The organism is Pseudomonas sp. URMO17WK12:I12 (genome assembly GCF_000514395.1).
In the GTDB taxonomy this organism is placed as follows: domain Bacteria; phylum Pseudomonadota; class Gammaproteobacteria; order Pseudomonadales; family Pseudomonadaceae; genus Aquipseudomonas; species Aquipseudomonas mucoides.
Map to the genome: position 1 here is coordinate 51130 of NZ_AZVV01000007.1, position 19593 is coordinate 70722.

The 19593-nt window shown below is 60.3% G+C and carries 18 protein-coding genes and 1 pseudogene; 6 read left to right on the forward strand and 13 right to left on the reverse strand.

Translation table 11 applies throughout. The features are described from left to right. Nucleotides 1-58: 58 nt before the first annotated feature. From D882_RS0109545 to D882_RS0109570, 6 genes are all read right to left on the reverse strand, one after another. Nucleotides 59-670 (reverse strand): LysE family translocator, encoded by a 612-nt coding sequence (locus D882_RS0109545; protein ID WP_027923018.1) that lies wholly within the window; start codon nt 668-670, stop codon nt 59-61. A 51-nt stretch (nt 671-721) separates the two neighbouring features. Continuing rightward, nucleotides 722-1561 carry an AraC family transcriptional regulator gene (locus D882_RS0109550; protein ID WP_027923019.1) on the reverse strand — a complete coding sequence of 280 codons (840 nt, stop codon included), beginning with the start codon at nt 1559-1561 and terminating at the stop codon, nt 722-724. Nucleotides 1562-1637: 76 nt separating this feature from the next. Beyond that, the gene (locus tag D882_RS0109555; protein WP_027923020.1) at nt 1638-2279 is read right to left on the reverse strand and encodes a DUF1345 domain-containing protein; all 642 of its coding nucleotides are present in this window, start codon (nt 2277-2279) and stop codon (nt 1638-1640) included. An 88-nt stretch (nt 2280-2367) separates the two neighbouring features. Then, nucleotides 2368-3282, reverse strand: a complete 915-nt coding sequence (locus D882_RS0109560) for a hypothetical protein (protein WP_155953715.1) — start codon at nt 3280-3282, stop codon at nt 2368-2370. A 155-nt stretch (nt 3283-3437) separates the two neighbouring features. Further along, nucleotides 3438-6536: an efflux RND transporter permease subunit gene (locus D882_RS0109565; protein ID WP_027923022.1), complete on the reverse strand. Its 3099-nt coding sequence runs from the start codon at nt 6534-6536 to the stop codon at nt 3438-3440. 14 nt (nt 6537-6550) lie between these two features. Then, on the reverse strand, nt 6551-7708 hold the full coding sequence (locus tag D882_RS0109570) for an efflux RND transporter periplasmic adaptor subunit (protein ID WP_027923023.1): 1158 nt from the start codon (nt 7706-7708) through the stop codon (nt 6551-6553). A gap of 294 nt (nt 7709-8002) precedes the next feature. Between D882_RS0109570 and D882_RS0109575 the strand changes: the two genes are divergently transcribed. Both D882_RS0109575 and D882_RS0109580 read left to right on the forward strand, forming a co-directional pair. Then, on the forward strand, nt 8003-8704 hold the full coding sequence (locus D882_RS0109575; RefSeq protein ID WP_027923024.1) for a response regulator transcription factor: 702 nt from the start codon (nt 8003-8005) through the stop codon (nt 8702-8704). 4 nt (nt 8705-8708) lie between these two features. Continuing rightward, on the forward strand, nt 8709-10010 hold the full coding sequence (locus D882_RS0109580) for an ATP-binding protein (protein ID WP_027923025.1): 1302 nt from the start codon (nt 8709-8711) through the stop codon (nt 10008-10010). Nucleotides 10011-10063: 53 nt separating this feature from the next. On the opposite strand, the gene D882_RS0109585 is transcribed toward D882_RS0109580, so the two are convergent. The 3 genes from D882_RS0109585 to D882_RS0109595 are packed head-to-tail and all read right to left on the reverse strand — an operon-like array spanning nt 10064 to nt 11923. Continuing rightward, nucleotides 10064-10831: an anti-sigma factor gene (locus tag D882_RS0109585; RefSeq protein WP_027923026.1), complete on the reverse strand. Its 768-nt coding sequence runs from the start codon at nt 10829-10831 to the stop codon at nt 10064-10066. Continuing rightward, entirely contained in the window at nt 10828-11325 is a 498-nt protein-coding gene (locus D882_RS0109590; RefSeq protein WP_081743930.1) for an RNA polymerase sigma factor, read from the reverse strand. The genes D882_RS0109585 and D882_RS0109590 overlap by 4 nt, the downstream gene beginning before the upstream one ends. Nucleotides 11326-11380: 55 nt before the next feature. Continuing rightward, nucleotides 11381-11923 carry a tetratricopeptide repeat protein gene (locus tag D882_RS0109595; RefSeq protein ID WP_027923028.1) on the reverse strand — a complete coding sequence of 181 codons (543 nt, stop codon included), beginning with the start codon at nt 11921-11923 and terminating at the stop codon, nt 11381-11383. A gap of 158 nt (nt 11924-12081) precedes the next feature. On the opposite strand from D882_RS0109595, the gene D882_RS0109600 reads away from it, so the two are divergent. The 3 genes from D882_RS0109600 (at nt 12082) to nudC (ending at nt 14655) form a co-directional block, all read left to right on the forward strand. After that, on the forward strand, nt 12082-12855 hold the full coding sequence (locus D882_RS0109600; protein WP_027923029.1) for a class I SAM-dependent methyltransferase: 774 nt from the start codon (nt 12082-12084) through the stop codon (nt 12853-12855). 150 nt (nt 12856-13005) lie between these two features. Further along, a complete protein-coding gene (locus D882_RS0109605; RefSeq protein ID WP_027923030.1) occupies nt 13006-13818 on the forward strand; it encodes a crotonase/enoyl-CoA hydratase family protein in 813 nt (270 codons plus the stop codon). A gap of 6 nt (nt 13819-13824) precedes the next feature. Further along, complete coding sequence (gene nudC / locus D882_RS0109610; RefSeq protein ID WP_027923031.1) at nt 13825-14655, forward strand: NAD(+) diphosphatase; 831 nt, start codon at nt 13825-13827, stop codon at nt 14653-14655. Here the strand turns inward: nudC and D882_RS0109615 are convergent. From D882_RS0109615 to D882_RS0109625, 3 genes are all read right to left on the reverse strand, one after another. Further along, entirely contained in the window at nt 14623-15402 is a 780-nt protein-coding gene (locus D882_RS0109615; protein WP_027923032.1) for a TSUP family transporter, read from the reverse strand. The genes nudC and D882_RS0109615 overlap by 33 nt on opposite strands. Nucleotides 15403-15655: 253 nt before the next feature. Next, nucleotides 15656-16132, reverse strand: coding sequence for a nuclear transport factor 2 family protein (locus D882_RS0109620; RefSeq protein ID WP_027923033.1), 477 nt, complete (start codon nt 16130-16132; stop codon nt 15656-15658). A 56-nt stretch (nt 16133-16188) separates the two neighbouring features. After that, a complete protein-coding gene (locus tag D882_RS0109625; RefSeq protein ID WP_027923034.1) occupies nt 16189-16752 on the reverse strand; it encodes a TetR/AcrR family transcriptional regulator in 564 nt (187 codons plus the stop codon). A gap of 215 nt (nt 16753-16967) precedes the next feature. Here D882_RS0109625 and pssA point away from each other — a divergent pair, with 215 nt between their 5' ends. After that, on the forward strand, nt 16968-18311 hold the full coding sequence (pssA, locus tag D882_RS0109630) for a CDP-diacylglycerol--serine O-phosphatidyltransferase (protein WP_027923035.1): 1344 nt from the start codon (nt 16968-16970) through the stop codon (nt 18309-18311). On the opposite strand, the pseudogene D882_RS01000000130945 reads toward pssA, so the two are convergent. After that, nucleotides 18268-19489: pseudogene (locus D882_RS01000000130945) on the reverse strand (MFS transporter). The gene pssA and the pseudogene D882_RS01000000130945 overlap by 44 nt on opposite strands. Nucleotides 19490-19593: the final 104 nt, after the last annotated feature.

Below are 19593 nucleotides of genomic sequence, written 5' to 3' on the forward strand. Positions count from 1 at the left end.
CAATCAGCGAAAAAATGCCTCGACCTCGGTCGGGGCATTTTTTTCTGTCCGGTTCACGTTACGCCAGCACACTCAGCCAGGCCGATCCCAACAGCAAAAACGCCATGAATTGATTGAAGCGTCTCATGGCGCTGGACGAACGTATCCATTTGGCTGACCCCGCGCCCAGCAGGGCCCAGGATCCCATGCACGGCAACGCAACCAGAAAAAAGATCATCGACAGACAAAGCGTTCGTACCTGGCGATCTTCCCCGGAGCCTGCAAACACGCTGACGACGGCCAACGCCATCATCCAGGTCTTAGGATTGACCAGTTGCAGGCTGGCACCGGCCCAAAGTCCGACTTTGTGCGGTGCGGCGTGCTCTGTGTGGGGGAGCGTGGCCGGCGAGCGGTAAATCTGCCAGGCCAGATAGCTGAGCCAGAGCACTCCCGTCCACTTCATAAAAAATTCAATGAGCGGCAGCTTATCCAACGTTTCACCAATGCCGTTGCCAACCGCCAACACGATCAAGCCGGCGCTCGTGCAAGCGCCGAAGACAATGGGCAATGCGGCTTTGAAACCATAACGAGCGCTGTTGCTCATGACCAGAATGTTGGTCGGCCCCGGCGTAATGGAGGCGACAAAAGCGAACAGCACAAAGGGCAACATCGTAAGGAAAGTGGACGGCATGAGAATGGGCTCCGTGAATGATTTCAGAAGCTGATCCTCACAAAGTACGTTTCAAGCGTCTGGAAGATTTGAGCAACGCTTGCGGTACATGGCCGGCGTCAAACCATACGCCCGAACGAACCAGCGCCCCAGATGGCTCTGGTCGGCAAAACCCAGTTCCATCGCCACCGTCGCCGGCTGTGCGCCACGGGCCAACAGGCGTCGGGCAGTGGCCAGGCGCAATTGCACCAGATAGGCATGGGGCGCCAGGCCGTAGGCTGCCTTGAAGGCGCGGGTCAGGCGGTATCGGTCTACACCGGTTGCTGCGGCCACCTGGTCGAGGCCGATGTCGTATTGAGCATTGGCGTGCAAGTACTCCCGGGCTTTTTGCGCGACCAGCGGCAGGCGCGGGTCTTCGGCATAACGCGCGCGCCAGCGCAGGTGGCTGGTCAGGCGTCCGAGTAAACCGTCGAGGGCGGCCTGGCGCACGATCTTCAGTTCGCCTCCATGCAGTGTCTGAAAGGCCAGACTGGTGGCCTGAGCCAGTCGGGTGTCGCTGGCCAGGGTGGTGGCAAAACTCAATTGGCTATGGTCGGGGGCATGTTCGAAAACGGCGCCCAGTTCCTGCTGCAACCACAGTGGGTCGAGGTACAACATGCGGTAGGTGAAACCATCCTCCGTCGGCGCCTCACCGTCATGAATGTCCCCCGGTTCCAGCAGGAATACCTTGCCCGGCGTGCTTTGGTGGCGGGTGCGCCGACAATTGAACTGCTGGACACCTTGCTCGGTCATGCCCACCAGATAGCTGTCATGCCAGTGCGGATCGTAAGCGTGGCCCTCGAAATGGGCGCGCAGGGTTTCGATGCCGGTGTCGGCGTCTTGAGCCAGGTCGATCCAGTTGTGATGGGTCATGCTGCACCTGCGAAACGGATTGCCGACTTATTTGACACCCACGCAGGGAACAATGACTAGAACGTTTGTGCAGCCATCAGCCAAACAACCCCGCCGCAATATTGATCGAAAACCCCAGAATCGCCGTGTTGAACAGAAAACTGATCAACGATTGCGCCAGCACGATTTTGCGAATACCCCGTGTCGCCACACCGACATCCGAGGTTTGCACCGCCACGCCAATGGTGAAAGAGAAGTACAGGAAGTCCCAGTAATTGGGGGTTTCCAGTCCTTCGGCGAAACGCAGCGCCAGGTCCTTGCCGTCCCAGGTGTAGAACAGGCGAGCGTAATGCACGCTGAAAATCACCCCGATCAACAGCCATGAACCGATGATCGTCAGTGCGGTGAAGCCGTAATGCAGGAGCTTGCGGGTGGTTTCCAGCTCCTTGCTGCCAGCCAGTTCGAAGGTGATGGTCGCGAGGCTGGCAAGCGCGGCGATGCTCACCACGAACAACACCAGGCCGGCATTTTCGTCTTCAATCTCGGCAATACGCTTTACATCCGGCGCTTTGGCGCGGGCGGCGAGCCAGAGCATCAGGATCAGGTAAGTCCACACCCCGACATTCCAGCCTATAAGGATTTTGCTGATGATCGAATCGACCGGAGCCAGAATGCCTGCCGCGACACCCAGGGTAGCGGCGGCGGACAGGCGAGGGTGGGTGCGCGCGAGGAAGGGCATGAAGACTCACGGTCAGGGGCTTTGCAGCACCATAGCCCTGCCGTGAGTGATGCGGCAAGTGCGGAGCTTTTGCCTTTTATCAAAATGCTCAGGCCGGATGCTTTGTGCCGTCGAAATGGAACAGCCCTTTTTTCACGCTGATGGTTTTTGACCCGTCCGAGCGTTCGGCTTCGAATTCGATAGAACCCTTCAAGACACACAAGGATGAATCCTCGAGTGGGATGGAGTCGAGCTTGAGCGTCCCGCCTATGGAGAGGTAACTCCGTATCCCGGAGGCATCAAAATCGATGTACATCGCCCGAACTTCATTGCTGTTGCGACTGAGGGTGTATTCCTTGTTGGCATCAAGCGTAGTGGCGACGAACAGGGAAATGACGGCATTCGGCGTGCCGGGTTGTTTGGACCAGCCCAACCAATGCGCCAGTGGAAAGTTGATTTCGTTACCCTCTTGCCGGGTGAGGGAAAATTCAACAGCACTGTAATTTTTCGGGAACTCGCCGTCTTGAATGTCAGCGGTGAAACTCTCGAAGGCTTTGTGCTCCGTCGACACCATCAGGCTTGGATCAAAGCCTTCCAGGTCGAACTTCCCTTCGGTCACAGTGACTTGTTTGTCTGTCTGAAACTCGAAGGTAGCGGTGGCATTCCCAGTGCTTTCGTTGATGGTGAAGGTCAAACGCCCCGACTTGGCTATAAACGCTTCGGCGCCTGGTCCATTGCGCTCCCAAAAGGTGGCTTTGACGGTCTTCAGGTTGTGGAAGTCGTCATCAATTTCGTAAACCTTGTCCGCCACATTACCCTCATCAGGAATGACGAAGGCGAGATCGTAATAGTGCGGTTTATCTTTCTCGACGTTATGAGTGGCCATTGCATACCAGCGACCTTCACCGGGATCTTTGTATAACTTCATTTTTTTTTCGTCGCCCACAAACTTTCCGCGCTCGCCAAGATCTGCGGTGCACGTTCCGATAGTGGCGTTTGGTGTAGGGCGGGCTGATTTTTTCATCTGGGCATTCCTTCGCTGGGGTTCATTGCGTGCTCGACGACGTTGTCGAGTGTTGAACCCAGCGTAAAGAGGAATGCGAACCCCGTGAACTGTCAGATTTGACAGTTCACGGGGGATAGTTGGCTTAAAAAACAGGGTTTATAGAATGAAGTGGTTCAGTGGTTTTTGTTAAATCGTCTGACCCACTTCATCACCACCACGAAAAACACCGGGACAAACACCACCGCCAGCGTTGCCGTGATCATCCCGCCAATCACGCCGGTGCCTATCGCCTGCTGGCTCGCCGAGCTCGCGCCCGTGGCAATTGCCAAAGGCACCACGCCCAGAATGAATGCCAGCGACGTCATGACAATCGGTCGCAACCGCAACCGTGCGGCTTGCAGCGTGGCATCGATCAGGTCATGCCCTTCGTCATAGAGGCTCTTGGCGAACTCGATGATCAGGATCGCGTTTTTAGCCGACAGCCCGATGATGGTGATCAGTCCGACCTTGAAGAACACGTCGTTGGGCATTCCGCGAGAGGTCACGGCCAATACCGCGCCAAGCACGCCGAGCGGCACCACCAGCAGCACCGAGGTCGGAATGGACCAGCTCTCGTACAGTGCGGCCAGGCACAGGAACACGATCAGCAGCGACAGGCCGAGCAGAATCGGTGCCTGACTGCCGGATAATCGCTCTTGCAACGACAATCCGGTCCATTCCTGACCCAGTCCCGCGGGCCCTTGTGCGACCAACCGCTCGATTTCCGCCATGGCTTCACCGGTGCTGTGACCCGGCGACGGTTCACCGGAAATGGCTATCGCCGGGTAGCCGTTATAACGGGTCAGTTGCGCCGGGCCCTGGGTCCATTTGGCCTGGACGAAGGCCGACAACGGCACCATTTTTCCGTGGGTATTGCGTACGTGCATCTTCAGCAGATCAGCCACCTGACTGCGCTGATCGCCTTCAGCCTGCACGACGACTCGTTGCATCCGGCCCTGATTGGGGAAGTCGTTGATGTAGGCCGAGCCGACAGCGGTGGACAGCACATTGCCGATGTCGGCAAAAGAAACGCCCAGCGCGTTGGCTTGCTTGCGGTCGACCTCCAGTTGCACTTGCGGTGCTTCGGCCAAGGCACTTTCACGCACGTTCATCAGGATCGGGCTCTTCTCGGCCGCTGCGAGCAGTTCGCTGCGCGCCTGCATCAGCGTGGCATGGCCGAGGCCAGCACGGTCCTGCAAACGGAACTCGAAACCGCTGGAGGTGCCGAGGCCGTCAACCGGTGGCGGCAGAACCGAGAACACCACGGCGTCCTTGATCTGACTCAACGTGACGTTGGCCCGGTCGGCAATCGAACTCGCCGAATCGTCACTGCCGCGTTCAGACCAATCCTTGAGCGTGGAAAACGCCAGCGCGGCGTTCTGCCCGCTGCCGGAAAAACTGAAACCGAGAATGATCGTGCTGTCGCCAATTCCCGGTTCGGTGGCGTTGTGCGCTTCAATCTGCTCAACCACCTGCACCGTGCGGTTCTTGCTCGCGCCCGGTGGCAACTGAATGTCGGTGATGGTGTACCCCTGATCCTCGACCGGCAGGAACGAGGAGGGCAGACGACTGAAACATACGCCCAGACCGATCAGCAGCACGCCATAGATCAGCAGGTATCGGCCGGTGCGTTTCAACGCATAGGCAACCCAGCCTTGATAGCGATCGGTCAAGCGTTCGAAGCCACGGTTGAACCAGCCGAAGAACCCGGTTTTTTCGTGATGTTCACCCTTGGCAATCGGTTTGAGCAACGTCGCGCACAGCGCCGGGGTCAAGGTCAGTGCGAGGAATGCCGAGAACAGGATCGACGTGGCCATCGACAATGAAAACTGCTGGTAAATGACCCCGACCGAACCCTGCATGAACGCCATCGGGATGAACACCGCCACCAGCACCAGGGTAATGCCGATGATTGCCCCGGTGATCTGCGTCATTGCCTTGCGCGTCGCTTCCTTGGGCGACAGGCCTTCGGTGGCCATGATCCGCTCCACGTTCTCCACCACCACGATGGCGTCGTCCACCAGAATGCCGATGGCCAACACCATGCCGAACATGGTCAGCACGTTGATCGAAAAGCCCAGCGCCAACATGGTCGCAAACGTACCCATCAACGCGACCGGCACTACCAGCGTCGGGATCAGCGTGTAACGGATGTTTTGCAAGAACAGGAACATCACCGCAAACACCAGCAGCATTGCCTCGCCCAGGGTGTAAACCACTTTGGTGATCGAGACTTTGACAAACGGCGAGGTGTCGTAGGGGATTTTGTATTCCACGCCGGCCGGGAAGTAGCGCGACAGTTCATCCATCTTCGCGCGGACTAACGTGGCGGTGCTCAAGGCATTGGCGCCGGGCGCCAGTTGCACGCTGACGGCGGTCGACGGCTTGCCGTTCAAGCGGGTGGAGAAGTTGTATTCCTGGCTGCCGATCTCGACCCGCGCGACATCGCCAATGCGCACGGTGGAACCGTCGGGGTTGGCCTTGAGCACGATGTCGGCGAATTCTTCCGGCGTCGACAACTGGCCCTTCACCAGAATCGTCGCGGTGATTTCCTGTGTAGTACGAGTCGGCAAATCACCGATGCTGCCGGCGGACACCTGGGCGTTCTGCGCGACGATGGCGGCATTGACGTCGGCCGGGGTCAGGTTGAAACCAATCAGCTTCTGCGGGTCGATCCAGATGCGCATCGCCCGTTCTGCACCATACAACTGCGCCTTGCCGACGCCGTCCAGGCGCTTGATCTCGTTCATCACGTTGCGCGCCAGGTAATCGCTGAGCGCCACGTCGTCGAGTTTGCCGTCGCTGGAGGTGAGGGTGACCAGCAACAGGAAACCGGCGGAGACTTTCTCGACTTGCAGGCCTTGCTGATTGACCGCTTGCGGCAGCCGCGACTCCACGACCTTGAGGCGGTTTTGCACGTCGACCTGGGCCATTTCCGGGTCTGTACCCGGTTGGAAGGTGGCCTTGATCGTGGCGCTGCCGAGGCTGCTTTGCGACTCGAAGTACAGCAAATGATCGGCGCCGTTGAGTTCTTCCTCGATCAGGCTGACCACGCTTTCGTCCACGGTCTGCGCCGAAGCGCCCGGGTACTGGGCATAAATTTCAATTTGCGGCGGGGCGACATCCGGGTACTGCGCCACGGGCAACTGCGGAATGGCCAATGCGCCGGCCAGCAGGATGAACAAGGCAACCACCCAGGCAAACACCGGGCGATCAATAAAGAACTGCGGCATAAAAAGCGTCCTGCTTACTGCCCGGAAACCTGGGCAAGTGGAAGAGGGGAACTGTCGATCTGCACGTGTTCACCGGGGCGTGCGTGTTGCAGGCCTTCGGTGACGATGCGGTCGCCGGGTTTGAGGCCGCCGGTGACGATCCAGCGATCGTCCTGAACCGCGCCCAGTTCAACCGGTTGCAGGCCGACGCGCTGCTCGGGGTCCAGCAGCAACACGTGGGCAATGCCGGCGCTGTCACGCTGGATCGCCCGTTGCGGCACGCTGATGCCTTGCTGATTCACCGCTTGTTCCAGGCGCACCCGCACGAAACTGCCGGGCAGCAAGTCGAGGTCCGGGTTGGGGAATTCGCTGCGCAGGATGATCTGGCCAGTGCTCGGGTCGACGGTGATGTCGGTGAACAACAGCTTGCCCGGCAGCGGGTAGAGGCTGCCATCGTCCTGGATCAACGTGGCTTTGGCCTGGCCCTGGCCGACTTGCTGCAACTGGCCGGAGCGAAAGGCGCGGCGCAAGTCATTGAGTTCGCGGGTGGACTGGGTCAGATCGGCATGGATCGGGTTGAGCTGCTGAATCAGCGCCAGTGGCGTGGTTTCGTTTTGCCCGACCAGTGCACCTTCGGTCACCAGCGCACGGCCGACGCGACCGGAAATCGGCGCGGTGACGGTGGCATAACCGAGGTTGAGCTTCGCCCGTTCCACGGCGGCTTTGTTGGCGGCGACGTCGGCGGCGGTTTGCCGGACGTTGGCGCGGGCGTTGTCGTAATCCTGGCCGCTGATGGCGTTTCCTTCGATCAGTTGGGCATAACGCTGCTCTTGCAGCCGGGCCTGGAACGCATTGGCCTCGGCCTTGCGTAACGCCGCTTCGGCGCTGTCCAGGTCAGCCTTGAAGGGCGCCGGATCGATACGGAACAGCACGTCGCCTTTCTTCACATCGCTGCCTTCGTTGAAGGTGCGTTGCAACACGACGCCGGCGACACGGGCCCGGACTTCGGCAATCCTCGGCGCAGCAATCCGCCCGCTCAATTCGCTGGTGATCGACAGGGGGCGGGCTTCGATGGTTTCGATACGCACGGTAGCCAGCGGCGCCTGTTCTTCGGCGGTGGAGGACTTGTCACAGGCGCTCAGCGTCAGCGCCAATGCAAGCAGGCCGAGCGTGGCGAACAGATTCTTTGACATGGAATTACCCCAATAATGACCACCCGCATCCTACGGGGAGCGGACGAGGGTAGCGGTGAAGCTTTGTTGGTGCTGTGTGAAATTGTGTAAGGGTTTTACTCAAGCGGGGGTGAGGGCGTATATCCTTGGCGACTTGATATTTTTTGCGACGGTCAAGCCGCCATCGCGGGCAAGCCCGCTCCCACAGGGATTTGGTGTAGACACAGATGTTGTGAACATCCCCAATCAACTGTGGGAGCGAGCTTGCTCGCGATAGCGCCCGACCCGTCGCCACAGCACTTTCTGGAACACCCCATGCCCAACATCCTCTTGGTCGAAGACGACACCGCGCTCTCCGAACTGATCGCCAGCTACCTGGAACGCAACGGCTATTCGGTCAGCGTGATCAGCCGTGGCGATCATGTGCGGGAGCGTGCGCGGGTCAATCCGCCGGACCTGGTGATCCTCGACCTGATGCTGCCGGGCCTCGACGGCCTGCAAGTGTGCCGCTTGCTGCGGGCGGATTCGGCGACGCTGCCGATCCTGATGCTCACCGCCCGCGACGACAGCCACGATCAAGTCCTGGGCCTGGAAATGGGCGCCGACGATTACGTCACCAAGCCCTGCGAGCCCCGCGTCCTGCTGGCCCGCGTGCGCACGCTGTTGCGCCGCAGCAGCCTTGGCGAGCCGCAAACCGCCAACGACCGCATCCTTATGGGCAACCTGTGCATCGACCTGTCGGAGCGCACGGTGACCTGGCGTGAGCAATTGGTCGAGCTGTCCAGCGGCGAATACAACCTGCTGGTGGTGCTGGCCCGTCATGCCGGCGAAGTGCTGAGTCGCGACCAGATCCTGCAACGCCTGCGCGGCATCGAATTCAACGGCACCGACCGTTCGGTGGACGTGGCGATTTCCAAGTTGCGGCGCAAGTTTGACGACCACGCCGGTGAAGCGCGCAAGATCAAGACGGTGTGGGGCAAGGGCTACCTGTTCAGTCGTTCCGAGTGGGAATGCTGAGACGATGTTCAGGATTCTGTTTCGCCTGTATCTGGTGACCATCGTCTCGTTCAGCGCGGCGATTTACCTGGTGCCGGACCTGGTGATCAAGGTCTTCCATGAACGCTTTGTCACCTACAACCTCGACTATTCGCGCGGCTTGCAAACCCTCATCGTCAAACAGTTTCACGCCGTGCCTGAAGTGCAATGGCCGGCGTTGGCGGTCGAGATGGACAAGGATTTCGCCCCGCTGCACATCGCGTTGACGCGCAATGACGACCCGGATTTCACCTTGTACGAGCGCGAACGCCTGCAAAGCGGCGAGAACGTGGTGCGCATCGGCGACTGGGGCTGGCGCACGCTCGCCGTGGCGCCGTTGAACGAGCAAACGGTGGTGCAAATGATCGTGCCGCCGGACCCGATGGACGTCAGCCTGTTGTACTGGAGCATCAACGTCCTGATCGGGGCGACCATGCTCGCTTGCCTGCTGCTGTGGCTGCGCCCGCACTGGCGTGATCTGGAACGCCTCAAAGGCACCGCCGAGCGTTTCGGCAAAGGCCATCTGAGCGAACGCACACGGATTTCCCGGCATTCCAACATTGGCAGCCTGGCCAATGTCTTCGACACCATGGCCGGCGACATCGAAAACCTGCTGAACCAGCAGCGCGACTTGCTCAACGCTGTATCCCACGAACTGCGCACACCGCTGACCCGCCTGGATTTTGGCCTGGCGCTGGCGCTGTCCGATGACCTGCCCGTGACCAGTCGCGAGCGCTTGCAAGGGTTGGTCGCGCACATCCGTGAGCTGGATGAATTGGTCCTGGAATTGCTGTCCTACAGCCGCCTGCAAAACCCGGCGCAAGTGCCGGAGCAGGTTGAAGTCGCGCTGGACGAGTTTATCGACAGCATTCTGGGCAGCGTTGATGAAGAGCTGGAGTCGCCGCATATCGTGATGGATGTGCTGCTTCATGGCCAACTCGAACGCTTCACCCTCGACCCGCGCCTGACCGCCCGCGCGATCCAGAACCTGTTACGCAACGCCATGCGCTATTGCGAAAAACGCATTCAGGTTGGCGTGCAGGTGTGTGCGAAGGGCTGTGAGATCTGGGTGGATGACGACGGGATCGGCATTCCGGATGACGAGCGTGAGCGGATTTTTGAACCGTTTTATCGGTTGGACCGCAGTCGGGATCGGGCTACGGGCGGATTTGGCCTGGGGCTGGCGATCAGCCGTCGGGCGCTGGAGGCGCAGGGCGGCACCCTGACGGTCGAACCGTCCCCGCTAGGCGGTGCACGTTTCCGCTTGTGGTTACCCACCCAACCCTGACGCGTTCTTTGTAGCAGCTGCGCAGCCTCGCAGGCTCGACAGCTGCTATAGAACTATGTGCTGAGTCGCGTACGCAATAACTTGGCCATGTCTTCGAGTTCCGCCGCCGGGTTGTGCCCGATCAGCATCCATGCGTGTTCCATGTCCGCCCAATACACGACGTTCATGCCGTGCCGACGCTCACGGGCGAAGTGCCGGCTGCCGCTATTGGAGAGCGTGACGCACAACGCCATCGGGCCATTCGCAGGGTCCAGGTAGGTGATCTGGGCAATCGGCACCCCATCGTATTCGAGGATTTGCGCACGCTTGAACTCAGCGCGCGGCAAGGTCAGCTTCGCGGGCGCAAGGCTCAGGCCCAGGCGCGTATCGATGGAGCGCAGTTGCGCAAGTTGGGTGGCTTCATCGCTGGGCAAGTGTTCCAGGGTTTCAGGCACGTAGAGCGACATGTAATCCGCCACCAACCCGCGCCAGTTGTTCTTTTCCTGGCTCAATTGCCAGCCGAGGAACAAGCGATCCGCCACCACGCTGGTGACCACCAACCCGGCCGCGGCCGCCAGAAACCAGCGACGATCCATCGACGGACGTTCAGGCGAAGGCAAGGTGTCGAGCATGGACTGCAAGCGATCGATGGGCGCCTGTTGCGACAATTGGGCAAACGCGTCCTTGAACGGCAGGCTGCTGCGGGCCAGCCATTGCAGGCGCAGGTTGAGCGCCGAATCCTCGGCGATGGCCGTGTCGATGCGGGCGCGTTGCTCGGCATCGAGCTGGTCGTCGAGGTAGGCCACCAGTTGCTCGTCCGACGGTGCGGCGCGTTCGTTCATCGACGTTCTCCCGAGGAAGGGTTCGGTACAGCATGCAGCGGTGGATATTCGGCCAGTTTCACCCGTGCAGCGGCCAGCCGGCTCATGACCGTCCCGACGGGCACTTGCAGCACCTCGGCGACTTCGCGATACGACAAGCCTTCGACGTACGCCAGGTACACGGTTTCGCGCTGGGCTTCGGGCAGCGCGTCGACACGCCTGATCACCTGGGCTGCGCGCACATGGGTTTGCGCCGCGTGCTCGCCGTCAAACGATAACTGGCTTTCGGCGTCCACCAACCCCTGACCCTGGCGCACCCGGCGGGCGCGCACTTCGTTGAGCCAGATCGAATGCAGAATGCTCAACAGCCAGCGGTCCATGCGCGTGCCGGGGACAAACTGCCCGGCACGCTCCAGCGCCCGCACGCAGGTCGCCTGCACCAGGTCTTCGGCCACATGCCGTTGCCGGGACAGCAGCAAGCCATAGCGCCACAATCGCGCTAGATGTTGGCCCAGTTCGGCCCTGATTGCATGATCGCTGGCGATAGCGACCTCCGTCGTTTAATCAGTGTCAGGTTTTCGATGAATCGTTTATCGCTTCGGCCAGGTCCTGGTATTCCTCGCACGTGCTGCCGCAAATCGATTTGATGTGCTGCAACTGTTCTTGCGCGAGGTCCAGTCGGCCTTTGATCACATAGGCCTCGCCGAGGTACTCGCGCACTTGCGCATACTGCGGGTCGAGTTTGACCGATTGCAGGTAGTAACCGATGCCTTCGTCGGTGCGCCCCAGTTTACGCGTCGCGTAGCCGCGATAGTTCAAGGCTTTGGCCGTGTTCGGATCTTTCAGTGTATCAAGCAGGGCCAGGGCTTCTTCGTAGCGACCGTCCTTGGCCAGACGATAGGCGTAATTGGTGCGGTCGGCATCCGGCACCAGACTGCTGGTCTGCCTGAGGCATTTTTGCGATTTGGAATCGAAGACCTGGCCTTTCGGGCAGTTGGGTTTGGCGGGCTCATCTTCGTCGCCATGGGCCAGGGCCAGGGAACTGGTCAGCGCTGCCGTCAGACAACCGGCAAGCAGCAGCGGGGCGGTGAAAACAGCAAAACGCAGGTTCATGGGCAAGGCTCCAGGGTTTGATCCACCATCGTTCGTGGTGCTGATACAAGAACACCGCAGCGTGAACAATTATTCATTTCTTTGTGCTGATCATTACAAGGAAAGCTTAAACCTAGGCGCTATGCTCGACAGCATTCGTTGTCCAGCGGAGAACTGCCATGAAAGACTACGTTCATCATTCTGCAGCGGCGGGATACAAGACCGGCGCCGACACCTATGTTCGCGGCCGCCCGGACTATCCGCCGGCCGTAGCCGACTGGTTGACCGGTACGCTGGGCTTGAACGCGGACAGCACCGTGATCGACCTGGGGGCCGGCACCGGCAAATTCACCGGCCGCTTGCTGGCGACCGGGGCGCAGGTGATTGCCGTTGAGCCCGTACCGCAGATGCTGGAAAAACTCTCCCTGGCTCATCCCGAGGTGTTGGCCGTGAGCGGCACTGCCATGGATCTGCCGCTGCCGGATGCGTGTGTGGACGTGGTGGTCTGCGCCCAGGCCTTCCACTGGTTTGCCAGTGCCGAAGCGCTGACCGAAATTGCCCGGGTCCTGAAACCGGGTGGGCGGTTGGGGTTGGTGTGGAACGTGCGCGATACCCGGGTGAGTTGGGTGCCGAAACTGGATGCGATCGTCAATGCGCTGGAAGGCGATACGCCGCGCTATTACACCGGTGCCTGGCGCCAGGCGTTTCCTCACCCGGCGTTTGGGTCGTTGCAGGCGCAGCATTTCAGCCATGGCCATACAGGGGCGCCTGAGGATGTGATTTTCAATCGAGTGCGTTCAACCAGTTTTATTGCGGCGTTGCCGCAGGCGCAGCGGGCGAGGGTGGATGAGCAGGTTCGGGCGTTGATTGCCGGGGAGCCGGCGTTGCGTGGGCGGGATGTGGTGACGGTGCCTTATGAGACCGCGGCGTTCGTCGCGGTTAAGGGCAGTTAGATCGGTGGTGTGGCCTTCGCGAGCAGGCCCACCCAGACAGCACAAATCCCTGCAGAGTCCCGCTTTTGGCCGAACCACTGCCTTACTCCCCCCGCCAATGCCTTGTTATAGTCCGGACCTCATTTTTTGCCCGGTAAAAGGATCACTGCCATGTCTCAGTACACCGCGTTCACCGTCGAACTCGCCGACAACATCGCCCATGTGCAGATCAACCGTCCGGAAAAGATCAACGCCATGAACGCCGCGTTCTGGAGCGAGATCATCGAGATTTTCCAGTGGATCGACGACACCGATGAAGCGCGCGTGGTAGTCCTCAGCGGTGCCGGCAAGCACTTCTCCTCCGGCATCGACCTGATGATGCTGGCTGGCGTGGCCAATGAACTGGGCAAGGACGTCGGCCGCAATGCACGCCTGCTGCGCCGCAAGATTCTCGCCCTGCAGGCGTCCTTCAATGCCGTCGACCATTGCCGCAAGCCGGTGCTGGCAGCGATTCAAGGCTATTGCCTGGGTGGTGCGATTGATCTGATCGCCGCCTGCGACATGCGCTACGCCGCCGAAGACGCACAATTCTCGATCAAGGAAATCGATATCGGCATGGCGGCGGATGTAGGCACTTTGCAACGCTTGCCGCGTATCATCGGTGACGGCATGCTACGTGAGCTGGCTTACACTGGTCGCACGTTTGGCGCCGAAGAAGCGCGCACCATCGGCCTGGTCAATCGCGTCTACAGCGACACTGCCAGCCTGCTGGAGGGCGTCATGGGCATTGCCCGGGAAATCGCCAGCAAGTCGCCGATTGCGGTCACCGGCACCAAAGAGATGATCAGCTACATGCGCGACCACCGCATCGACGACGGCCTCGAATACGTCGCCACCTGGAACGCCGCCATGCTGCAATCCACCGATTTGCGCGTGGCCATGGCCGCCCATATGAGCAAACAGAAACCCGAATTTCTGGACTGATTAAACATGACTTCACGCTGGACCACTGCAGTACTGGACACCGATCAACCCGGCGGCTGGGCCGTGGCCCGCAGCCCGGAAGGCTTCCTGTTCGATGACAATGGCGCGCTGTTCCCGCGTGAATGGCTCAAGCGTCAGGACTTGCCGATTCTCGCCGAACACGGCATCGGCCATCTCGACGGTGAGCCGGTCTATCTGCTGGAACTGCGCAGCGCCAGCGACGTTGCGGGTTGCAACTGGAAAGGCCTGCGGGCGTTCATGCTTGAGGGCGATCACACGGTGTACAAGGTGCTCGGCTATGCCGCGCAAATTGGCACCTGGTACCGTGAGCATCGCTTCTGCGGCAATTGTGGGCAGGCGGCGACGCAAGTTCCGCGTGAACGGGCGATGTACTGCGAGCCTTGTGATTTGCGCTATTACCCTCGGATTTCGCCGAGCATGATCGTGCTGGTGACCCGTGGCGATGAAGTGCTGCTGGCGCGTTCGCCGCGTTTTGTCAGCGGGGTCTACAGCACGTTGGCCGGGTTTGCCGAGCCGGGTGAGTCGGCTGAGGACTGTCTGATTCGCGAGGTTCGCGAGGAGGTGCAGATCGAGGTCAAGAACATCCAGTACCTGGGCAGCCAGTGCTGGCCGTTCCCGCATTCGATGATGCTCGGCTTCCATGCCGAGTACGCCGGTGGCGAGATTGTCTGTCAGGAAGATGAAATCGAAGACGCCCAGTGGTTCAACGTCCACGCGCTGCCGCCGTTGCCGGCGTCACGCTCGATTGCCCGGTACCTGATCGACGTCTACGTGGCGCGGCGCTTAGGCCACGCTGAACCAGTGTTGCCAGGCTAACCGCACGGTCAAGCCCAGTACCACGGTGATGAACACCGGACGGATGAACTTCGCGCCGCCGCTGATGGCGGTGCGAGCGCCGAAGAATGCGCCGGCCATCACCGACACGCCCATGCTCAGGCCGATGATCCAGTCCACCTGCCCGGAAAACACGAACACCGACAGCGCCGCAATGTTGCTGACGAAGTTCATGCTGCGCGCCACGCCGCTGGCCTTCACCAGATCGATGGGGTACATCAGCAGGGTGCTGACGGTCCAGAATGCACCCGTGCCGGGACCGGCCACACCGTCGTAGAAACCGAGGCTGAAGCCTTGGGTCGACTGCCACTTTTTCTTGATCGGTGCATCGCTGTCCAGCGGTGCCTTGGGTGTACCGCCGAACAACAGGTACACGCCGCAGGCGAAGACGATCACCGGGAGCATTTTGTTCAGCCACTCGGCCGGCAAGTAATGCGCGACGATGGCGCCGGTCAATGCGCCGATCAGGGTGCCGACGATGGCATGCACCCACTGCCGGGGATGGAACAGCTTGCGTCGGTAGAAGGTAAAACTGGCGGTGGCCGAGCCAAAGGTGGAACTCAACTTGTTGGTGCCCAGCACCAGGTGCGGCGGCAGGCCGGCGGTGAGCAGTGCGGGCGTGGTGAGCAGGCCGCCACCCCCGGCAATCGCGTCGATGAAGCCGGCTATAAAGGCAACGACAGCCAGAATGGCCAGGGTGGTGAGGTCAACGCTGAGTTCGAAAGGCATGGAATCGGCTTATTCGGCGGGGTGCAGGAAAGGGCTGCGGGGAAGGGGCGGTATCTTACCTAGATCCGACTTCTGCGGCGACTGGTCTGGCCCCATCGCGAGCAAGCTTGCTCCCACATGGGATCTGCGCAACACCATCGTCCCCTGTGGGAGCGAGCTTGCTCGCGATGGCTGAGTGTCAGTCGATATATACAGTGACTGATACACCGCAATCGCGAGCAGGCTCACTCCTACAGATTGGATCTGGGTGAATTTACAGGCCGAGGTCGGACAGCCCCGGATGATCATCCGGCCGACGTCCCAGTGGCCAGTGGAACTTGCGCTCGCTTTCCTTGATCGGCAGGTCGTTGATGCAGGCAAACCGGTTAGCCATCAGGCCGTTTTCATCAAACTCCCAATTCTCGTTGCCGTAGGAACGGAACCAATTGCCCGAGTCGTCGTGCCATTCATAGGCATAGCGCACGGCAATGCGGTTGCCGGTGAAGGCCCAGAGTTCCTTGATCAAGCGGTAATCCAGCTCCTTGGCCCATTTGCGGGTGAGGAAACCTTTGGCTTCTTCGCGGTTGTAGGCGAACTCGGCGCGGTTGCGCCATTGGGTGTCCAGTGTATAAGCCAGCGATACCCGTTGCGGGTCGCGAGAGTTCCAGCCGTCTTCGGCCAGGCGAACTTTTTCGATGGCCGACTCGCGGGTGAAAGGGGGCAATGGCGGACGAACTTCAGCGTTAGACATGTAAAGTCTCCCAATAAAAATAACGTTCAAACACATTGTTACGCTTATATAAAGTGTTACAGGTCCAATAACTTTCGCGCCATGCATTGCGCATTATCGGCGGCACTGTGATCACCCATGACAAGCGCCACGGTAATGGCACCGTCGATCAGGATCAGCAGCTGTCTGGCCGTGTTCTCCGGATCGCTGGCACCATGTTCGGTGCAGAGCTCGCGCACGTAGTCGAGCAGCTTCTGTTTGTGTTCCTTGGCGACCAGGCGGACCGGGTCTTGCGGGTCGCCGGTTTCGCCGCTGGTATTGATGAAGGCGCAACCGCGGAAGCCTTCCGAGGCGAACCAGGCCTTGAGCACGGTAAACAGGTTGAGCAGGCGGTCGGCCGGTGTTTCAGCCTGATCGACGGCAGTTCTGTACCAATGCATCCAGCGCACATCGCGGCGTTGCAGGGCTGCGACGGTCAGCTCCTCCTTGTTGGCGAAGTAGCGGTAGATGCTTTTTCTGGAGACACCGGCGGTTTTCACCAGAAGGTCCATGCCGGTGGCGGCGATGCCACTTTTATAGATCAACTTTTCGGTGACGTCCAGAATGATGTCGCGCGTAGTGTTGCTGATTAATTCGTTCATGTGGCGAACAGTAGAACGTACGTTCTCCTTGGTCAATATAAAATTTATATTGTCTGTTATTGCCCATCGCGAGCAGGCTCACGCCTACACTTGGAATGCGTTTCCCTGTGGGCGCGAGCCTGCTCGCGATGGGTCCATTACAGACGGTAACAAGACCCAGGCCCATCCATGGTGTAAGCTCTTGAATTCTTCGGATTCGACCCACTGCGAGCCCTATGCCGTCGCTTTTCAAACGCCCTCTGCTGCCCAAACTGCGCAGTTTTCCGCTGACCGCCGATGCCGTCACCATCCTTTCCGGCGCTGCCGAGTTTCGTCGTTGCCTGCTGGAGAAAATTGCCCAGGCCACGCACCGCATCTATATCGTCGCGCTGTACCTGCAACAGGACGAAGCCGGGCAGGAAATCCTCGATGCCTTGCACGCCGCCAAACTGGCGCGTCCGCAGCTGGACGTGGTCGTGGTGGTGGACTGGCTGCGCGCCCAGCGCGGCCTGATCGGTGCCGGCAAGCAACCGGGAAACTCGGCGTGGTATCAGGAAGCGACTCGCACCCACGCCAGTGAAGTGCCGGTGTATGGCGTGCCGGTGCAGACCCGTGAGTTGTTTGGCGTGTTGCATTTGAAAGGCTTTGTCATCGATGACTGCGTGATCTACAGCGGTGCGAGCCTGAACAATGTGTACCTGCACAAGTTCGACAAGTACCGCTTCGACCGCTATCACGTGCTGCAGAACCAGGCGCTGGCCAACTCCATGCAGCACTTGATCCAGCACGGGTTCATCGCGTCCAAAGCCGTGCACCGCCTCGACTTGCCGAACCTGCCGACCACCCGCAGCCTGCGCAACGACATTGGCGACCTGCGCAGCCGCCTCAAGCACGCCGCCTACGACACCACCGCCGGCACCACGCTGAAAGGCGATTTGTGCGTCAGTCCGTTGCTCGGTGTGGGCAAGAACAATCCATTGAACCGGGTGATTTGCGAGCTGATCGCCACCGCCCAGCATCAACTGACCATCTGTACGCCGTACTTCAACTTGCCGCTGGCGGTGACCCGGGAAATCAACCGGGCGCTGGGCCGGGGCGTGAAGGTCGACATCGTGGTCGGCGACAAGACCGCCAACGATTTCTACATCCCGCCCAGCGAGCCGTTCAAGGTGATCGCGGCGCTGCCGTACCTGTATGAGATCAGCCTGCGACGTTTTGCCAAACGCCATCAACACAGCATCGACAGCGGCAAGCTGAACCTGCATTTGTGGCGCGATGGCGACAATACCTATCACCTCAAAGGCATGTGGATCGACCAGCGCTACACCTTGCTGACCGGCAACAACCTCAACCCGCGAGCGTTCCGTCTTGACCTGGAAAACGCGCTGCTGATCGATGACCCGAAAGGCGAGTTGCTGGAACCGCGCAAGGCTGAGCTGGTGGAGATTTTCCAAAACACCCAGCGCATCGAGCGTTACCAGAACCTCGAAACGCTGTTGGACTACCCGCCGGCCGTGGCCAAGTTCCTCACGCGCGTCAGTCGGGTGCGGATTGAACGGTTGCTCTATCGGATTCTGTAAGGCTCAGCGCTGCCGGGGGTTTTGGCCACAGGGCCACCAGCAGCAGTAGCGAAGCGGCCACCAGATAGGGCAGGCGCGGGTCCAGGTCGTAGATCAATGTGGCTGCCAATGGCCCGATGACCACGCCAAAGCCTTGCGCAGCGCCGATGGAGCCAGCGGTCGCGCCTTGCTCCGAGGCGTCCACGGCGTTCGCCGCCAACGCGGCGAATGACGGAAAAATCAGCCCCATCCCGCCCGCCCGCCGAAACGAAAAAGCACAGCCACAAGCCCCACGCGGTATTCGCGAGGATACTGCCGGCAAATCCCACAGACGCCACCAGTGCACCCGCGCGGATCAACTGCAGCGGTGGCCATTCCAGCCGGCGCACCACCAGTTGCGAACAGATCAACGCGAAACCGACCATGGTCAGGGCAATGCCCGCCGTTTGCGCGGCATCGGCCGGGCTCATGCCGAGTCGGTCGAGGGCGAAGAAGCCGACGGTGATCTGCGCAATCGATACACACAGCATCGCCACAAACGCGACCGCCATGGGCCGGCGCAGGCGCGGATCATTCAGGTGGACCTTGCGCGGGGCTTGCCGCAAATGCAATTCCTGGCCCTTGAGCTTGAAGCGCAACACCAGAAAGGCCAGCAATGGCAGGATGGCCATGGCGTAGAACGGCAGGCTCAAACTGAAACGCGAGAGCAACGCGGCGATGGCCGGCCCGATCACCAGGCCACAGGCGTTGGCCGCACCCAGCGCTGCCATGGCTTTGGCGCGGTGCTGCGGCTCGATGTTGTCGGCGATCAGCGCGTTGCCGCCCACCGGGATCGCGGCATAGAACACGCCGATCAAGCCGCGGCCGATCATCAAACCGATGAACCCCAGCAGCGCCGATGGCAAGAATCGCAATGACGCGTCGATGAACAGGCACAAGGCCCAATAGGCGAGGGTGAAACCGGCGGTGGCGATCAATAGAATGCGGCGCCGGCCATAGCGATCACTGGCCTGGCCCCACGGGCGGGCCAGCAGCATCCAGATCACCCCGGACACCGTCACCGCCGCACCGGCCTGCCACGTGGCCAGGCCCAGCACCCGGGCAATCGGGCCGATCAGCGAGACAAACGCCATCATCGACATGGAACAGGCCATGTTGGCCACCATTAATGGGCGCAGGTCGAAGGTGGAGGGGGTCATGGGGTGAGCCTTCCGTGAGCTTTTATTGTTTGCGGGGGATGGTAGCGCGGGTATCGGGAAAGCGGGGGGAATATCGGTGATAGTGATAATGCCATCGAGGGCAA